Raw genomic sequence first — 16217 nt, 5'->3', positions numbered from 1 at the left:
GTGCGTAGGGCGATCAGAACGTTTCCCAGTTGGTGTCATGGGGGGCATGGGGTGGTGGAGCCGGGACGCTGGCGAGCATCCTGGATGCCGGTCGGCGTGTTTTTTCACCGCCGGCGGCTGTCGGCATGCCGGACAATTGGAACAGCGCGACCGACTGGTTAAGACTGTTGCTCTGTTCTTCCAGCGACACGGCGGCATTAGCCGACTCCTCCACCAGCACGGCGTTTTGTTGTGTCACCCGGTCCATCTCGCTGACCGCCTGGCTGATCTGGTCGATACCGCGGCTCTGTTCTTCGGACGCCGAGGAAATCTCGCCCATGATGTCCGTCACGCGGGTGACGGCGCCAACCAGCTCGCCCATCGTCTCTCCGGTGGAGGAAACCAACTCATGACCTTCCTGCACACGACTGACGGAATCTTCAATTAGTCCTTTGATTTCGCGGGCGGCATCGGCGCTGCGGGTGGCCAGATTGCGGACTTCGCTGGCGACCACCGCGAACCCGCGCCCCTGTTCGCCGGCACGCGCCGCTTCTACCGCCGCGTTGAGCGCCAGAATATTGGTCTGAAAGGCGATACTGTCGATAAGCCCGGTGATGTCGCTGATTTTCTGGGAGCTGGTGCTGATTTGCCCCATGGTGTTGATCACGTTATCCACCATTTTCAGCCCTTTATGCGCGGTTTCCGATGCGCTCAGCGCCAGTTGGGAGGCATGGCGCGCGTTCTCCGCATTCTGTTTTACCGTGGCGGTCAGTTGTTCCATGCTGGCGGCCGTTTCCACCAGAGAGGCGGACTGTTGCTCGGTACGGGAGGAAAGGTCACTATTGCCGTTGGCGATTTCGCTGGCGCTGCGATAGATCTCGTCGGCGCTGGTGCGTACTTTATCGACGGTCGCTGTCAGCGATGTTTGCATGTGCCGCACGCTGTCGGCTAATTGGCCGATTTCATTGTGGTTCGCCAGTGCCAGCGATTGGGTGAGATCGCCACGGGAAATATGGTTCAGATGTACGATCACCTTATTTAGCGGCTTCAATAATACATGGCGGATATAGCGCCAGCTACCGGTTGCGATGACGACGAGAATAATCACACAAACAGTAATGATAATAACGCTGTAATCATAATTCTGACTGCTGCTGGAGACGGATCTATCATTCAGCGCATCGTTCTGTTTTTGATATTCTTCGAAAGATTTCTGAAACTGATCCTGTATTTTCTGTGTTGGTAATGCCTGAATACCTTTAAGGTCTAGTGCTTTAATCAACCCCACGATCTGCTGCAATACGTTTCTTAGCGCTTGATAGTTTTCAGCAATATTTTTCGTCAGCTCGGCGTTCTGTTCCGGCAATGGCGTAATTTGACTGTAGGCGGCAAATTTTTTGTCCGCTTCAGCCAGTGACTGGTTAACAACTGCAATTAACTCAGCAGATTTACCGCTGCTGGGAATGTTGTTGGTTTCCGCAATCATGCGGGCGATGGCGCGGTTGATGGTATTGCGAGTCTGGATAAGCGCTATCCAGGAGGCATTGAGTTCATTGCCCTGTTTGCGCAGGGTTTGTGATACCACGAAGTTATTCCGATCATTCTTCATGGCACCGAAGAAAAAACCGAAACTGGAGAGTTGAAGCACGCCTAATATCAGCAGTAATGAAAATAACCCGGTGACAAGTTTTATATTCCTGAACATATTCGCTACTCGATAGATGTGATTTTTTTGTAAAAAATACATCGGCATTGTAATGAGCGAGCTTTAGCATCTTTGTATTTTTAATCACATGAATTACTTATATTTGCGGCGGCGGGATAATTGTTGTCCTCAATGAAAATATCTGGGTTAAACAACCGGCGATAAGAAATTTTACGGGATTTCATTATTCTGTTTATGGCAAATCCTTCTGCTATTTTCGGCAATGTCGCCGAAAACGCCGCTGCGCCGATTAACCCCAGCATGGTGAATGCCGCCGGCTGATTATGCTTTGTCGGTGCGGTTTGGTTCGTCGGTTTGTTCCTCTATTAGGCGCTGGAAACGCCGTTTATCCTCGTACATGGCCGCGTCGGCCTGGCGTATCAATTCGTTGATGTTCAGCGTTGCACCTTGAGGCAGGAAGGCAGTACCGATACTGGCTGATAACGTGATGGTTTGATTGAAGATTTTTACCGGCTTCTCAATCCGATTTTTCAATTTTTCACTGATGATCTGTACTTCTTTGGACAGAGAGCTCTGCTCATGGATGACCATGAGAAATTCGTCGCCGGAAAGGCGCCCGATGAAGTCATAGGCACGGGTATTCCGGCGCAGCAGGCGGGCAAAAGCCTTAATCACCCTATCGCCGAACCCATGCCCGAATTGATCGTTGTAGTGCTTGAAGTTATTGATGTCGAAAAATAACAGCGCCAGGGGTTTACGGTGCTTTTTATTGATGATGCGCGTCAGATGGTTGATGACGGCGCGGCGATTCGGCAGGCCGGTGAGGTGGTCGTGATTCGCTTCGAATACCAACCTGTCGCGCAGCGCCGTCAATCGGGAGATGTCGGTTGACAGGATATAGGTGCCATCCTCCGGCCGTGCTGCGGGTACCAGCTCGGTATGGTAGGTAATAAACTGGTTGTTCAAGGTATGTACGGTGTGTTCGAAAGACATCGGCAACCGTTTTTGCCGCGATTCCTCCAGCCGGGGGAGAAATAGCGCTAACTCCGGCGGTTGCATGATGTTGTGAATATCCTGCCGGTAATAATCCTGGTGTTCGTCGCCCAGCTGTTTACGCAAATGGCGGTTGGTAAACGTGAAGTGGTTATCCGGGCTGATGCAGGAGACCAACGCCGGGATATGATCGGTGATGTCTTGGATGAATTGATGGCTAAGCATGAGCTCCTGCGTTCTCTGCTCTACGCGGTGTTCAAGCTCCTGACTCAGTTCACGCAGCGCCTGCTCGGTGGCTTTTAATGTGCTGAGGTCGTGCAGCGCCACCTGTAGCCCGAAAATGCTGCCGTCCGGATTATGGAGCGCGGAAATGGATACCAGCATCCAGATGACGCTGCCGTCTGCGCGTAAATAACGCCATTGCGCCATATCCTGTGATGTTTCTCCCGAGAGCAGATGACGATGTATATCAATCAGTTCCGGCAGGTCGTCTGGGTGAACCACTTTTTCTATCGGAAACGTTAACAGTTGCTCTTCGCTATAACCCAGCATTCGACAAAGTGCCGAGTTGACTTTCATCGCTTTCATATCCGTCGTAATTAACACCAGCCCTACCGCGGCGCGAGAGAAGATCTGCTGGTTGATGGACTCCATGTGTTGGAATTTTTCCCGTACCAGTTCGGCGTTTGCTTGCATTTCTACCTTTTGCAGGGTGGTTTGCACGATGAAAGCCAGGTCGCCCAATTGTTCTAGATCGTGCGGGCTGAATGGTCGCGGTTGATCGTGATACAGGCATAATGCACCGAACGCTTTGCCTGTCGATAGGTGTAGCGGGTAGCTAGCATGAAAACGTACCAGCGGTTCCCCGGTGACAAGAGGGTTGTTGGCGAAACGCCGGTCTTCCAATGTGTCGGGGACGATCAGCGGCGCATCGCCGTCGACAGTGTGGACGCAGAAGGAATGGTTGATCGGCGGTTCGGGCAGTGAAAAGTTGCAGTGATACAGGAACCATTGCCGATGGTCATCTAGCAGTGAGATCACTACGCTTTTTACTTGGAAATAGGATTGAACGATACGAATGAGCCGTTGCAGCTCTTCGGCCGGCTGAGACTCGAAAATTTTCAGCATACGTGCAAGGACGCGCTGTTGATGCTTATCGCTACGGTGGCGTAAGGAACCCATGAAGCAACCTTTATCAATGACAACGAGACGGCCGCAGTTCCCTGACCCAATGTTCTGACAGCAATGGATGTCCTGCTGCTGACAGGTGAAACTCGTTCAAGCTAATCCGGCAGCACCTATGGCGCGTACCGCAACCCTAAAGACAGTTATCGAACATCTTGACCGATGCTTGTGTTTTTTTTTAAGAACTGTGTATCCGATCACCGATTAGACGCGAGTATCGTCCTTACCTGATGCCTGCGTTCGTGAGGAAATGCGCTTAATCATTCGTCAAATAGGATAAGTGCTGAAATCATGACTGTATACATAGTAAGTGACTGAAAATAAGCCAGAACATTAGAATTATAATCCGAGTTATTATTTGACGTCACCCGATTATTTTGTGATTTATAATTCACTTTTTGTGTTTTTTATTCTCGATATTTTTGTGTGTTTCATAAAAAACCCGCCTGGTGGCGGGAAAACGGTCAGGGAGAGAAAAACACAGTGAAGTGTGGAGCAGATATTAAGAATGGGGGGGCTCTTCAACGGGTTCGGTTTTGCCTGGACGCATGATGGAGCGAGTGACGGCTTCCAGGGTGACAAAGGTATGACCGCAATTTACGTTAGTGCACTGGTGGTAACGTTCTTTCGTATTTTCAGACAGGTAACGACTTGAGCGGGCATGGGCTGCGTGGCGACACAATGGACAATGCATCATTTTGAATTCACCTTATGTGTTCGGGTTAACGAAATAACTTATCTGTACACTACATACTGAGGTTCTAATTTGCAAATAATAAATTCGATAAGTGATTGCATTTGTAATGCATTTATTATCATGTAATTTATGGTTTTATTGTCTTGTCTTGGTAGCAAGTCCTCTAATTAAACACTCATTTTGAGGTATAATTTTTTCACGTAGCGTGTGATTATTATGGGCCAAAGTTTTTCATCAATCACTTTTTGAAGCCTTTCACGCTGACTAATCCCCTCCAGGTTTGAAGTGTTTCTGGCCTTTGACTAGCGACAGCTTTAGCGTGATGCCCTGTCTCTGAACTTCACGCCATTTGCTTACCGCGGCCTGGATAGCTTATTGCTGTGTGGCATAGGTTTTTTGGGGCGCGTTCTGGTTGTCTTCCGCTCCCGCTGTGTAATCGTCGGACTGCGTGCCTGTTGTGAGGGGCGAGTCATAGCGCTTTGGCGGCAAACAGAAGGCATGCGAATGGAGTTTGGTATGGGATGGTATAACAGCATCGCGATGAACTTATTTTATTGGTATTAAAAACAATTGATTACGTGAAAATAAAAAACGGATGCCGCAGTGACGGCATCCGTGTCGGGGAACATAAGATACGGCCTATACCGCTCAGGCCGGTATGGCTGGCCAATCAATCGACGGCGCTTCCGATACATCAACTCGATTTAGCAGAACCAGATAGGTTTTCCAGTCTGCCAGACGCTGAGTTTCCTGTTCGGTTGCGATATTCAGGTCTACGGCATATTGCAATACAGTGAGTTGCTTTTCCGCCTGGGCGATATCATCGGCCAATTGCGCTTTAGCTACCTCGACCTGCGCCGTTTTCTGCGCTTGCACATCAGTAACCCAGCCATCATCCTGCCAGACATCATAGTCGGTAGTGGGAGAGAGCAACGTCAACTGGTCAGACAGTTCCCCAGGCTGAGTGACAAGGACAGACTGTCGGGTCTGTTTATCGTAAGCCGTTTTCCCTCGGTAATCGGGCGTGAACACCCAACTTAACCCGTCTTCGCTGCGGACAATTGCTTGTTCAGCCTCCGAATCCGGTGGTGTATCAATGAAACTGTATGCTGGAATACCCACGCCCTCCATGAGAAATTCTCGGGAGCTGCCAATATATTCTCGGGTCAGTGGCGCGATATGATAAACCGTAATATAACCTGCACTCATACTCAGCCCTTGGGGACTAAGCTGAATCTCTGTGTCGTTCAGGGTTGTCATCATTAACCTACCTTAACAATATAATTGAAGGCAATGTTGCGTGGACGGTTTTCCGATGCAGTTGGGACGACACGAGATGCATCGAATATTGTAGGAGCCCATGCGTTTACTGTTGAACTCGTTGTCCAGGTAACAGAATTTTTTGTATCTTTCACCACAGCATTCAGGTCGTAATATAAAGCACCACTAGAATAACTTTCAGTCAGCTGAACATCAGCGTCGGCCCCGTAGTATAGACTACCGGTAATATTGCGAATGGCATCCGTTTGCACAGATAGCAGTTCGCGATTGGTATCGATATTGCGACTATCATCCCAACCACGAATAAATTCGCCGCGTAAATCCGGTAAAGTCCCGCTCGGATAGCATTTCGCCAGTTCAGGGTATGTGGCCGTATCAAACGCCTGCCCATTACATTTCAGCCAGCCTTCCGGAGCATCGGCTAGCGGCCAGGGTTGGGGGATGCCGATAAGCGCCTTCAAGCTATCGACGGATTCATCAGCGCATTTGCAACAACACACTGAAATATTGTCGATACGAACCCGATTGTTTTTATAAAAATTCTCTTTACCTAACGTCAAATCAATAGAGTGAGTTTTTTTCATGATTCCTCCAGGAATTAAAAACGGGTGTTATTTTCCCGATGAGTATTTTGCCAGAGAGAATGAAAATTTGTTTTTTCGCCTGTTGTGTGAGAAATGGCTAAGCATGTTTTTTATTTTCTCTGCGTAAATAATAAAGGCGCACTGCTATTAGTCATGACCTCTATTAGCCATAACATTCAAAATGTATTACACGGCAATATCTGATAAATAAACTCTATTAGCTAACATAGGGCGTAGCCATTTTTATCGATGAGGGTTTGTGATGTCAGCGGATGGGGGCAGGGTGATCGGTTAATTGCAGAATCGGGGAAGAACGTCGGTGAGCGGATGATCTTTCCCGGTGCTCTCGCTATAGTAGGCCGGTTGTTTCAGTAAATGTGGGTGACACGATGACCCTTGACGAGAAAGACCTGTTTTTAAACGCCATGGATGATGTCAAACCGCTGAAGCAGGCTGCATCCGTTGTACATCTGAAGCCTTCGTCGACCAAAGTTGCCCCGGTGGTATGTACCGAATCGGCAACGGATAATTTTCTGATCACGGGTTTTATTGACCCTATTCCCATCACGGCCCCGCTTGAATTCCGTCAGGAAGGTATTCAACAAGGGGTATTGGATAAATTGCGTCAGGGGAAGTACCCACTGGATGCCAGCCTGAATTTGCTGCGTCAGCCGGTGGCCAACTGCCGGCAGAGTCTGTTTGCTTTCATGCAGCAAGCACAAAAAGACAGCTTGCGTAATCTCCTGGTCATTCATGGGAAGTCTCGCGACGATAAATCGCATGCCAACATCGTGCGCAGTTATTTGTTCCGGTGGCTACAACAATTTGAGACGGTACAGGCATTTTGCGTTGCGCAGCCGTTTCATGGCGGCAGTGGGGCCTGCTACATTGCGCTGAAAAAATCCGAACAGGCGCGCCGGGATAATCGTGAACGACATGCCAAGCACAGCCGTTAGTACGGCGCCCTGTCAATGAGGCAACATAGTAACGCCCGGCGAACCGGGCGTTGCTGTGATAGTCATCCCCAAACCACTGCCCGGGGAGGTGGTAATGGTTCAGCGGTCAGTAGGCGGCCTCGAGTACGGCGGGACGAGTCTGGCCGAGCTGGCCTTTGGCCAGAATCATCGCCGACGTGAGAAATGCCGGCAGCGACAGTATGGCGAACATAACCACCAATCCCCATCCCATATTCACCATTTGTGCACCCACAAAGGCACTCATAATGGCGCCGAAACGCCCGATGCCGTGCATCCAACCGGCGCCGGTCGCGCGGGCTTCCGTCGGGTAATAGCGAGCCGAGAGGGCGTTCATCCCGGTGTTGGCACCGTTGAGGCAGAACCCGCTGCCGAAGGCGATCAGTGCCAGCAGGACGGTACTATTCGATATGCCGAGCAACGCCGTTGCCATGCCGCCGACGGCGTAGATGGCGCCCAGCGCCAGATGCGGATTGATACGATCCATCAGCCAGCCGGCGAACAGGGATCCGAACATGCCTCCCGCCTGATAGAGCGCGGTGATCACCGTGGCTTCGGTGACGCTCATGCCAGCGTCCTTGATCACTGTCGGCAGCCAACTGCCGAGCAGGTACACCATAAACATGCCGCAGAAATAGCCTCCCCAAAGCATAACGCTGCCAAAACGATAAGACTTCGACAACACCAGTTGAACCGAGAACCCTGGTTTTTTCTCGGATGAAGGCATGACGAACTGACTGTCCGCTGTGCTGACGCCGGGTGCGACTTTCTCGATAACATGATGAATTTGTTTTGATGAGGCGCGTCTGGTCACTAAGAATCGAACGGACTCCGGCAGTTTCCACAACAGAAACGGCGCCAACAGCAGCGGCAGAATGCCGCCCAGCCAAAAGACGGACGGCCAACCCCAGTGGGGGATCATCCAGGACGCTGCGAAGCCGCCGCTGGCGGCGCCAAAGCTGAAGCCACAGAAGACGACTGTAATAATAAATGAACGCCTTTTTTCCGGCGCGAATTCGGAGATTAACGTACCGACGTTCGGCATGGCGGCACCGAGCCCCAGACCGGTCAGAAAACGGAATATCACCAGGTGCTGTAAATTTTGCGAGTAGGCGGCCATCAGGGTCCACAGGCCGAACATCAGCACGCTGAACACAATAATCGCCTTGCGGCCTTTCCAGTCAGCCAGCGGGCCTGAAACCATAGCACCGACGGCCAACCCGATCAGCGCCGAACTGATGACCACGGCCAGCTCGGCGTTGCTGATCCCCCAGGCGGCTTTCAGCGAAGGGCCGATAAATCCCATCAGTGCGATGTCCATGCCATCAAGGGCGATAATGCAAAAAGCCAGAAAAACAATCAGTTTTTGATAAGACCCAAGGGGGCGTTGATTAATCAACTGGCGAACGTCGATTGCGGTAGAACCCGTCACGCTTTATTCTCCAACAGTGCAGCAAGATGTTCATAATGGCTTACACTGTAAACAATAATTGCCGACAGGGAAATACGGTGATGGGAATAAATTTTATCTGTGCAGTGAAAGCACGTGGTGATGGGGCAACCCGCTATTCACCACCTGGGTTAAGGGCGCCTAACCCTCTTGTAGCCGCCCCGTTGGCCCATCGAGTTAACGGATCAGTTATTTCAGCGGTTGAGGGAGGTGAATGATCCAGAGCTGGCTGACGGCTTCGTCGCTGGACAGCGGTTCCAGTTCAACACCCGCCTGGGTGGGCTTGCCATCCAGCGATAAGGTGCCTTCAGCGTTGGCCTGGTAGCTGCCGATTTTCTTCACGCCGTTCGCCGGATGCGTCAGGACGGATTGCAGGCCGAAGTCATTGTCATTGGTTACGGCCAGCGTACTGGCGTCAATCAATGCCAACCCTTCCGCTTTTTCCGGCTCCCAACCCAGTGCCCGCAAATCAACGATTTGCTGTTTGTCAGCCAGCCGAATTCCCCGGCTGGTCAGGGTAGCGGTATCGTTCCATTCGGCAGGTTGCTGTTGATCGAAAGTGGTCAAATCGCTGGCATTGCCAAAATCAACCCGATAAATCAGGTTGTGCATGACTTTGTCCTTGTCGGCGCCCTGCTCGATAACCAGTATTTGATGATTATTTAGCGCAACGATGTCGCCGATTTTGGCGTCGCCCATCTTTTTCCAGTGGTTCGGATCCAGCGGGTAGCCGTACATGGCGGTTTTCCCCGTCGCCGGATCGAAGCTGACCAGCCGGGTAAACAGGGCGTTATCGCGCGTCTTCCCGTCGATATCCAACGTACTTTGCACCGCCGCCAGAATACGGCCGTCCGGCAGGCGAGTAACGCCTTCAAATCCACGATTGGGCTGACGCCATTTGATGATGTTGGGCAACCCGGTGGCGATGCCAGTTTCGCTATCAGCCGGAGTGGGCCCGAATTTCTGCAGAATTTTGCCGTCAGCGGCGATATGGAGCAGGAACGGGCCGTATTCGTCGGAGAGCCAAAAGCCGCCGCTGCCATCCGGCGTAATGGCCTCTGTATCCAAGCCACGCGCGTCATCCGGCAGTTTCTTTAATTGGTCGCTCAGTGCGACTTCTCGCGTGCTGCCCACCAGTGTTGCCGGCAGAGGCAGGCCGCTGACCGGCCCTTTTTCGTCATGTAAGGGATGCAGGGCGGATGCTGTTACCTGATTACCATCGAGGGTAAGAGTCATAATGGATGGCGTAAAGTCAGGGGCGGCGAAGATCTTGCCTTCCTGCCCCTGATAACCGGGCGCATCGGCGTTTGGCCCGCGATCCGTGACGGTGACAAAAGTCAGTTGGTTGCCGTTCCGACCGGTAAACGTCAGCCCTGAGCCGATCCCCATCGGGAAACCGGTAGGAAATCGCGTTTTCCAGGCGCCCTGATAGGCAACTCGATCCTGATTGGGGAATGCAATTTGGTAGTGTTCGGCGTGAATGTCGGCCGCTTGTGCGGCGGCGGTAGCGAAAACAGCGGAAAACAACAATGAGTGCAGACGCATAGTGGTAGCCCTGATGATGTAATAATTGCATTTACATTAGGAAACCAATACGACAGTAACATGACAGCCGGATCGCCGGATAATCATCGGCGTCGGGCGTGAGGATATTTTTAGCGGCCTGAAGGCACACGGGGAAATGACCGGGTGCCTTGATGAGGTTGGTTTAATGCAGAGGAACAACAACAAGTCCATTTACATAAGGGCGTTCCTTAACCTTAATAGAAACGCCAACACGATGAACGGGTTGATAGTCGGGCTGGAGTCATCGTGAAAATACAAATCGAAATCAATTGCCGTCAAAGGTTCCGTTATCACGGTTCTGCCCCCGACAGGTAAACGAGCCTGTGTGAAATCGTTAAAAATAGAGCAGTTGCTGTTTGGTGCCAGCGCTCATGCAACCACTGGAAAAAGAGACTTACTGTGTTTGTCGACAATATAAAAAATGTGGAAAGAAATAATAAAAGCGGCATTGATAATTCAGTGTGAACGGGTTCTGCGGGCTGCCACTCATTATTGCTCCTTACAGTATCTGTTGGTCGAACCAGGTTCTCAGCCGCTGAAGATCACCATATTCCTTCAGGATTTGTTGATAATCACCATCCGGAATTTCACCGTGCGATAAATCGGCGATCAGTGACATGGCGATTTTCATTTCTTCAGGATTGCATTGTGAAATCAGTGACATATCTGCGATTAATCTAATCCTTGACAGGGTTAGCTCTTTTGTTTCTGTCTGTTCCACGGTACCTCTTCCATTACATCACTGTATTTATATACAGTATTTTATATTCAGATATATTCGTCAACCTATAAGTGCAGAACCTGTGATGGCATGATGCACTATTCATCAAAAGCAGATATCGGCTTATTTTTAAATTCATCAATGAGTTGGCTATTAATAATTTCGCTGGTTCCTCGTGCCGTCGCTTCCCGTTCTCAGCGGGAACTGCCTATGCCGCACTGTTGTCGTTGTGCGCTAGTGATACCAGATGGTTGCGTTGGTGGTAGCTCAATCTTGCCGATGGCGCTCGTGGTGCGAGATCGCAATAAAGCATCTTATGCCAGTGCAGGGGCCGTCGTGGTGGGGTTCCACAACACGTAATCCATAATCAGCGGTAAAGGTATAATGCGTTTTCATGAGGGATCTCTGGGTGACGGAAATGGGGCGATAACACGGTCATTTAAAATTTTCGAATTATTCGTGTTCGGTTGCAAAACGAATGTTGCGCTTTTGATTCCGCCGTGGATTGGAAAAACCTTTGGCGGAGTTGTCTATTCGACGGATTTAAATTTGCAACCTGAATTCTGTTGAACGTGCTTAAGGGGCTCGGTGATCGCCGTGTTGAAGACTTGAGTAAAACGTCAACTCCCGCCATATCGGGTAACACTTTTCCAACGGCATATAGAGCGAGTTCTGGTGGTGTGCTATGGATCAGATAGAGGCTAAGATTTTCCCAGAAGACGGGGATCCAATTGAAATCTCACGCAACATAAAGCAATATCTCCCTCGGACAGAGTGTTCTATGGCGTGACATGTGATATGTAGACACTGTAAGAAACATAACGTGTATATATAAATACTCGTGAGGTGTTTTTGAATACGAATAACAGTGCCGCCTCTGCGGCCTCCGTACTGGAACGCATACTGTCGAGCTACGGAGTGAAAACACAGAAAGAACTCAGTGATGTTACTGAAATACCAACCAATACAATCAGTAACTGGGTTCAGCGAGGTAATATTCCCGGTAATATCATTCTGCGATGTGCACTGGATACCGGAGTGGATGCGGGCTGGTTGGTGACAGGTGAATTCGCAAAATCGAATGCGAGGGCGGAAAAAACATCGCTCAAGGGAAAAACGCTGTATGAGCAAGTTCTGGCGTCTGGAGGAAAAGCCGTCCTACGTCGTATGCTGGATGCATATGGTTTTAGCACGCAAAAGGAATTTGGGGATCTATTGGGCATCGCGCCGGGGACGATCAGTACCTGGATTCGACGGGATTTTTTCCCCGGCGACGTGGTGGTGACGTGTGCGTTGGATACCGGTGTTTCTCTGGAATGGCTGGCTACCGGGCAGGGTAAACCGTTTGGGGATGAAGCGCCGGTCATCGATGATGGGGGCGACAGTATGTTGTCGATCCCACACATGACGTTGAAAGCTGGGAAGCTCGAAAATGTCGGGAGATGGAAAGCCGATCCGCTGTTTTTGCCCAAAGGGCTGCATAAGCCGCTATTGGTGGTAGGGGGGAATGCTTCCTGGCTGGTGGATTCTGGCGTAACCAGTATCGGTAATGGCCGGTGGCTGCTGGGCATCGATGGGAAAAGCGATATCTACGATGTATCGCTGTTGCCGGGGCGCAAAATTCATGTGGTGGGCAGCGTATCGCCGTTTCAGTGCGGCGTGGAAGAAGTGACTCCGCAGGGACTGGTCGTGCTGACGATAACGCCAACATATTGATTGATAATGCGTGTTTAGCGGCGTGCCGGCTATTCCGATAGACATGCCTTTCTGTTGAGAGCCTCTTGCCGGGGGCTGTCTTTCTAAACCACTTCGGTCCTTGCAAAAGGCGGCAGAAGCTTTTAATTGTCTGGTTGATGGTGTTCCTTATGACGCTTCGCGTTTGTCGGGACATCCCGCGCCCAGATGTGTACTCTGCCGAGGTGCTAAACATAGCATATACATAGCTGCCGAATGAATCGGTGTCCGTTTATTTTGGCAGACACAATAATATATCCCTATATACCCTAAATAATTCGAGTTGCAGGAAGTCGGCCAGTGAGTCAATTCCGATGAGCTTTCTCGGGTAAGTCATCCGGGTGAGTTAACGTAGTTAACACACCTGCAACGTTAAGTATGACGGGTATATAACCTAAGTAGGGTTATAATAGTGGTTTTCATTCTATTTAAACTGGACATGAATTGCATAGAGAGTTGATGGTAAACAAGGAACATTATTTTATTAGTCTAATTAAACTTATGTGAATAATGAATTGTGATGTTTGTCATGATCTTTTTCCTCGGGTGGTCTTTCCTTAATAAGACGCTAATCAAGTAATGGCGTGTTGCTGCATATCTTTATATCAGTAAGTAGTAAAGCCAAGAATAAAGCCTATTTTTATTTATTGTTTTTACTATGTTGGAATTAATGATGAGATGCTTGGGGGGTTGAAGAAGCATCGTGGCTGCAATTTATCTCAACAGGTGAGCCTATGAGTAGTCTGGGTGAAAAATACAATAGTCTGAAAGTGGGGACTAAACTTTCCTTGGGGTTCGGTTCGGTTCTTTTGCTCACATTGATCGTTCTGATCGCCAGTATGATTGGGTTTAGTCGTGTTGGGGATCGTAATAATAAAGCATTGGTGAGTAATGAAGTTTACTCAGCGTTGGCGCAGGCAAGAATTTTACGATTACAATTTCAGTTTACCCATGATTATAGCTATATTGAAAAAAATGGTGAGCAGATTAAAAAAATGCTCACTCTCTATGAACCGATGATGGGATTAAGTTGGGATATAGATGTTTTGTCGAATGTGAGGGATATCGGTACTGACATCAAAAACTATCAGGATATGAGAGAGGCATTTATTGCGACCAGCAAGAATCGTGATAATGCCGGCAAGCTCATCGGACAGGATGAGAGTGAAGTTGTATTAGATGAATTCAAAGGAAAATGGTCACAGGCGTCCGACATCAGTGCAGAGGCTCAGGTACGGCTATATCGAATGAAGGATGCCATGGCTGATATTCGCGATCTGGCTCACGACTTGCTTCTGGCTCCATCGGATGACACCTTGAATCAGGTAATGAAGTCCATTGACACGGCGGAAAAAGAAATCAAGGCGGGTCGCGATATAGTCAATACAGAGACGCAAATAGGGTTAGATAAAGCCTGGGCCTATTTTTTGCAATACCGCAATACCGCACCAGCCTATTTGATGTCTTTTCAGGCAGAAACGGCGGCCAGTAAAAATATGACCGCAGCGGCGGAAAAATTGAATACGGATGTATCGACACTGTTCGCCTCGCAGTTGAGCAAATCAACCCAAGACATACAGTCAGCCAGATTACAAATGCTGGTTACTGGCGTGATAGTGATTGTACTCGGCATTATCATGACTTGGCGGATTACCCTCCAGATTACCACGCCGCTGAAACAAGGGCTGGCGGTGGCTGAACGTATAGCGAGCGGAGATTTGACCAGTTCGATTAGCTCGTCACGTAAAGATGAATTGGGCATGTTGATTACCGCCATGGCGACCATGAATGGCAAACTGCGCCAAATTATTCATGACATTCGTGACGGTATCGACAAGGTAGCGACTGCGTCGGCGGAAATAGCGGCCGGAAATAGCGACCTGTCATCTCGAACCGAAGAGCAGTCGGCCGCAGTGGTGGAAACCGCGGCCAGTATGGAGCAATTGACGTCAACTGTCCGCCAGAACTCGGAAAACGCGCATCACGCATCGCAGTTGGCGGCGGAGGCGTCGCAAAACGCAGTCAAAGGCGGAGAGATTGTCACTAACGTGGTGCAGACAATGGACGGCATTTCGAACAGCTCCAGACGTATCTCTGAAATCACGTCAGTGATTAACAGCATTGCGTTTCAGACCAATATTCTGGCGCTTAACGCCGCGGTAGAAGCGGCCAGAGCCGGGGAACAAGGGCGGGGGTTCGCCGTCGTCGCCAGCGAAGTGCGAAATCTGGCGCAGCGCAGTTCGCAGGCGGCCAAAGAGATTGAGGGGCTGATTAATGAATCGGTAGAGCGTGTCAACACGGGTTCGGTGTTGGTGGACGATGCCGGACGCACCATGCAGGACATTGTACGCTCCGTGACCCATGTGCACGATATTATGGGGGAAATTGCCTCGGCATCCGATGAACAGAGTCGCGGCATCAGCCAGATTGCCCAGGCGGTGACGGAGCTTGACAGCACGACGCAGCAAAATGCCGCGCTGGTTGAGGAGTCGTCCACCGCAGCCAATCAGTTGGAAGAACAGGCGCAACGCCTGGAACAGAGTATTTCAGCGTTTTATTTGGGTGATGCACCTATTTCGACTCACAGCAACCTGCATAAACCGCGTAATACCGGCGATATGCCGCTATTACCGGCGGGTAAACCGCAGCGTCAATCTCATCGAACCGAACACAATAAAACGGTAAAAAATCAAGGCGAAACACGTCGACATTCATCCGAGGATGAATGGGTGAAATTCTAATAACAACATGTTCTCCCTCTATTTGGGCAACATCCTGCAGCCATGATGTTGTCCTTTTTTATGCCATCGTGATCGATACAGGCGTTGTCTTTTGGAACGATCAGGGTTGCGTCATGGTCGGTGAGCGGAAATTTACGCCGGTACTTTCGGTCATTTATGCGGGAATAAGATTTAGCACAACATGAGTGAAAATGTTTTATATCAGATAGATAACTCGTCGCGACCCGGCGCTTCAGCGGCGCCATAAGTCGCTGTGTTCACGAGCGGGTTGCCAAAGGTCGTGGGTAAAGTCTTCGATGGGGAAACAACCGCCATTACGTATGCGTTGCTCGTCCATAGCGCTGAGACACTGTGCTTCCGAGTCATAGGCGCCAGCGACCAGATTTTCACAACCACCGCCGAGATAGCAGACAAAGATCACCAGTGCAAACATACTTCCCTCAACCGGTTAGGTCATGCCTTGCCCATAAGTGGAAGTGTAGATGAAAAAACGGGAAGCGGGCGTCATGTCATACCGCTAAACATGAGAAGACGCGCAAGCTTGCGAAGGCCGGGTTCCCGACAGGCATTCGTCCGGTGGGTATTGAAGGGTAATTTTCAGGCATTGAACACAGACAGGCGAACCGGCAGCGTGGTAGGCCGCCGG

Annotated in this window: 12 protein-coding genes; 3 read left to right on the top strand and 9 right to left on the bottom strand. The window is 50.1% G+C overall.

Annotation, left to right across the window (positions count from 1 at the left end):
- Positions 1-13: 13 nt before the first annotated feature.
- The 5 genes from HEP82_RS02690 to HEP82_RS02665 form a co-directional block, all read right to left on the bottom strand.
- The gene (locus tag HEP82_RS02690) at positions 14-1684 is read right to left on the bottom strand and encodes a methyl-accepting chemotaxis protein (RefSeq protein WP_192456669.1); all 1671 of its coding nucleotides are present in this window, start codon (positions 1682-1684) and stop codon (positions 14-16) included.
- A gap of 282 nt (positions 1685-1966) precedes the next feature.
- Positions 1967-3820 carry a sensor domain-containing diguanylate cyclase gene (locus tag HEP82_RS02680; protein WP_192456667.1) on the bottom strand — a complete coding sequence of 618 codons (1854 nt, stop codon included), beginning with the start codon at positions 3818-3820 and terminating at the stop codon, positions 1967-1969.
- 505 nt (positions 3821-4325) lie between these two features.
- On the bottom strand, positions 4326-4520 hold the full coding sequence (locus HEP82_RS02675) for an ogr/Delta-like zinc finger family protein (protein ID WP_192456666.1): 195 nt from the start codon (positions 4518-4520) through the stop codon (positions 4326-4328).
- A 648-nt stretch (positions 4521-5168) separates the two neighbouring features.
- On the bottom strand, positions 5169-5783 hold the full coding sequence (locus HEP82_RS02670) for a tail fiber assembly protein (protein ID WP_407938270.1): 615 nt from the start codon (positions 5781-5783) through the stop codon (positions 5169-5171).
- Positions 5783-6385 (bottom strand): phage tail protein, encoded by a 603-nt coding sequence (locus HEP82_RS02665; protein WP_192456665.1) that lies wholly within the window; start codon positions 6383-6385, stop codon positions 5783-5785. Before HEP82_RS02665 ends, HEP82_RS02670 begins: the two co-directional genes overlap by 1 nt.
- A 389-nt stretch (positions 6386-6774) precedes the next feature.
- Here HEP82_RS02665 and smrA point away from each other — a divergent pair, with 389 nt between their 5' ends.
- On the top strand, positions 6775-7341 hold the full coding sequence (gene smrA / locus HEP82_RS02660; RefSeq protein WP_192456664.1) for a DNA endonuclease SmrA: 567 nt from the start codon (positions 6775-6777) through the stop codon (positions 7339-7341).
- A gap of 106 nt (positions 7342-7447) precedes the next feature.
- Here the strand turns inward: smrA and HEP82_RS02655 are convergent, their stop codons facing one another.
- The 3 genes from HEP82_RS02655 to HEP82_RS02645 form a co-directional block, all read right to left on the bottom strand.
- Positions 7448-8791, bottom strand: coding sequence for an MFS transporter (locus HEP82_RS02655; RefSeq protein WP_192456663.1), 1344 nt, complete (start codon positions 8789-8791; stop codon positions 7448-7450).
- A gap of 207 nt (positions 8792-8998) precedes the next feature.
- On the bottom strand, positions 8999-10354 hold the full coding sequence (locus HEP82_RS02650; RefSeq protein ID WP_192456662.1) for an esterase-like activity of phytase family protein: 1356 nt from the start codon (positions 10352-10354) through the stop codon (positions 8999-9001).
- 520 nt (positions 10355-10874) lie between these two features.
- Entirely contained in the window at positions 10875-11096 is a 222-nt protein-coding gene (locus HEP82_RS02645) for a hypothetical protein (protein WP_192456661.1), read from the bottom strand.
- An 852-nt stretch (positions 11097-11948) separates the two neighbouring features.
- Between HEP82_RS02645 and HEP82_RS02640 the strand changes: the two genes are divergently transcribed.
- On the top strand, positions 11949-12812 hold the full coding sequence (locus HEP82_RS02640; RefSeq protein ID WP_192456660.1) for a phage repressor protein CI: 864 nt from the start codon (positions 11949-11951) through the stop codon (positions 12810-12812).
- 752 nt (positions 12813-13564) lie between these two features.
- A complete protein-coding gene (locus HEP82_RS02635) occupies positions 13565-15571 on the top strand; it encodes a methyl-accepting chemotaxis protein (RefSeq protein ID WP_192456659.1) in 2007 nt (668 codons plus the stop codon).
- Positions 15572-15803: 232 nt separating this feature from the next.
- Here HEP82_RS02635 and HEP82_RS02630 read toward each other — a convergent pair whose 3' ends face one another.
- The gene (locus tag HEP82_RS02630; RefSeq protein WP_015853776.1) at positions 15804-16004 is read right to left on the bottom strand and encodes a YdfD/YebW family protein; all 201 of its coding nucleotides are present in this window, start codon (positions 16002-16004) and stop codon (positions 15804-15806) included.
- Positions 16005-16217 lie beyond the last annotated feature (213 nt).

Source organism: Musicola keenii (genome assembly GCF_014855505.1).
GTDB classification, from domain to species: domain Bacteria; phylum Pseudomonadota; class Gammaproteobacteria; order Enterobacterales; family Enterobacteriaceae; genus Musicola; species Musicola paradisiaca.
The sequence above is the reverse complement of the archived record's forward strand: the minus strand, read 5'-3'. Positions and strand labels throughout refer to the sequence as shown.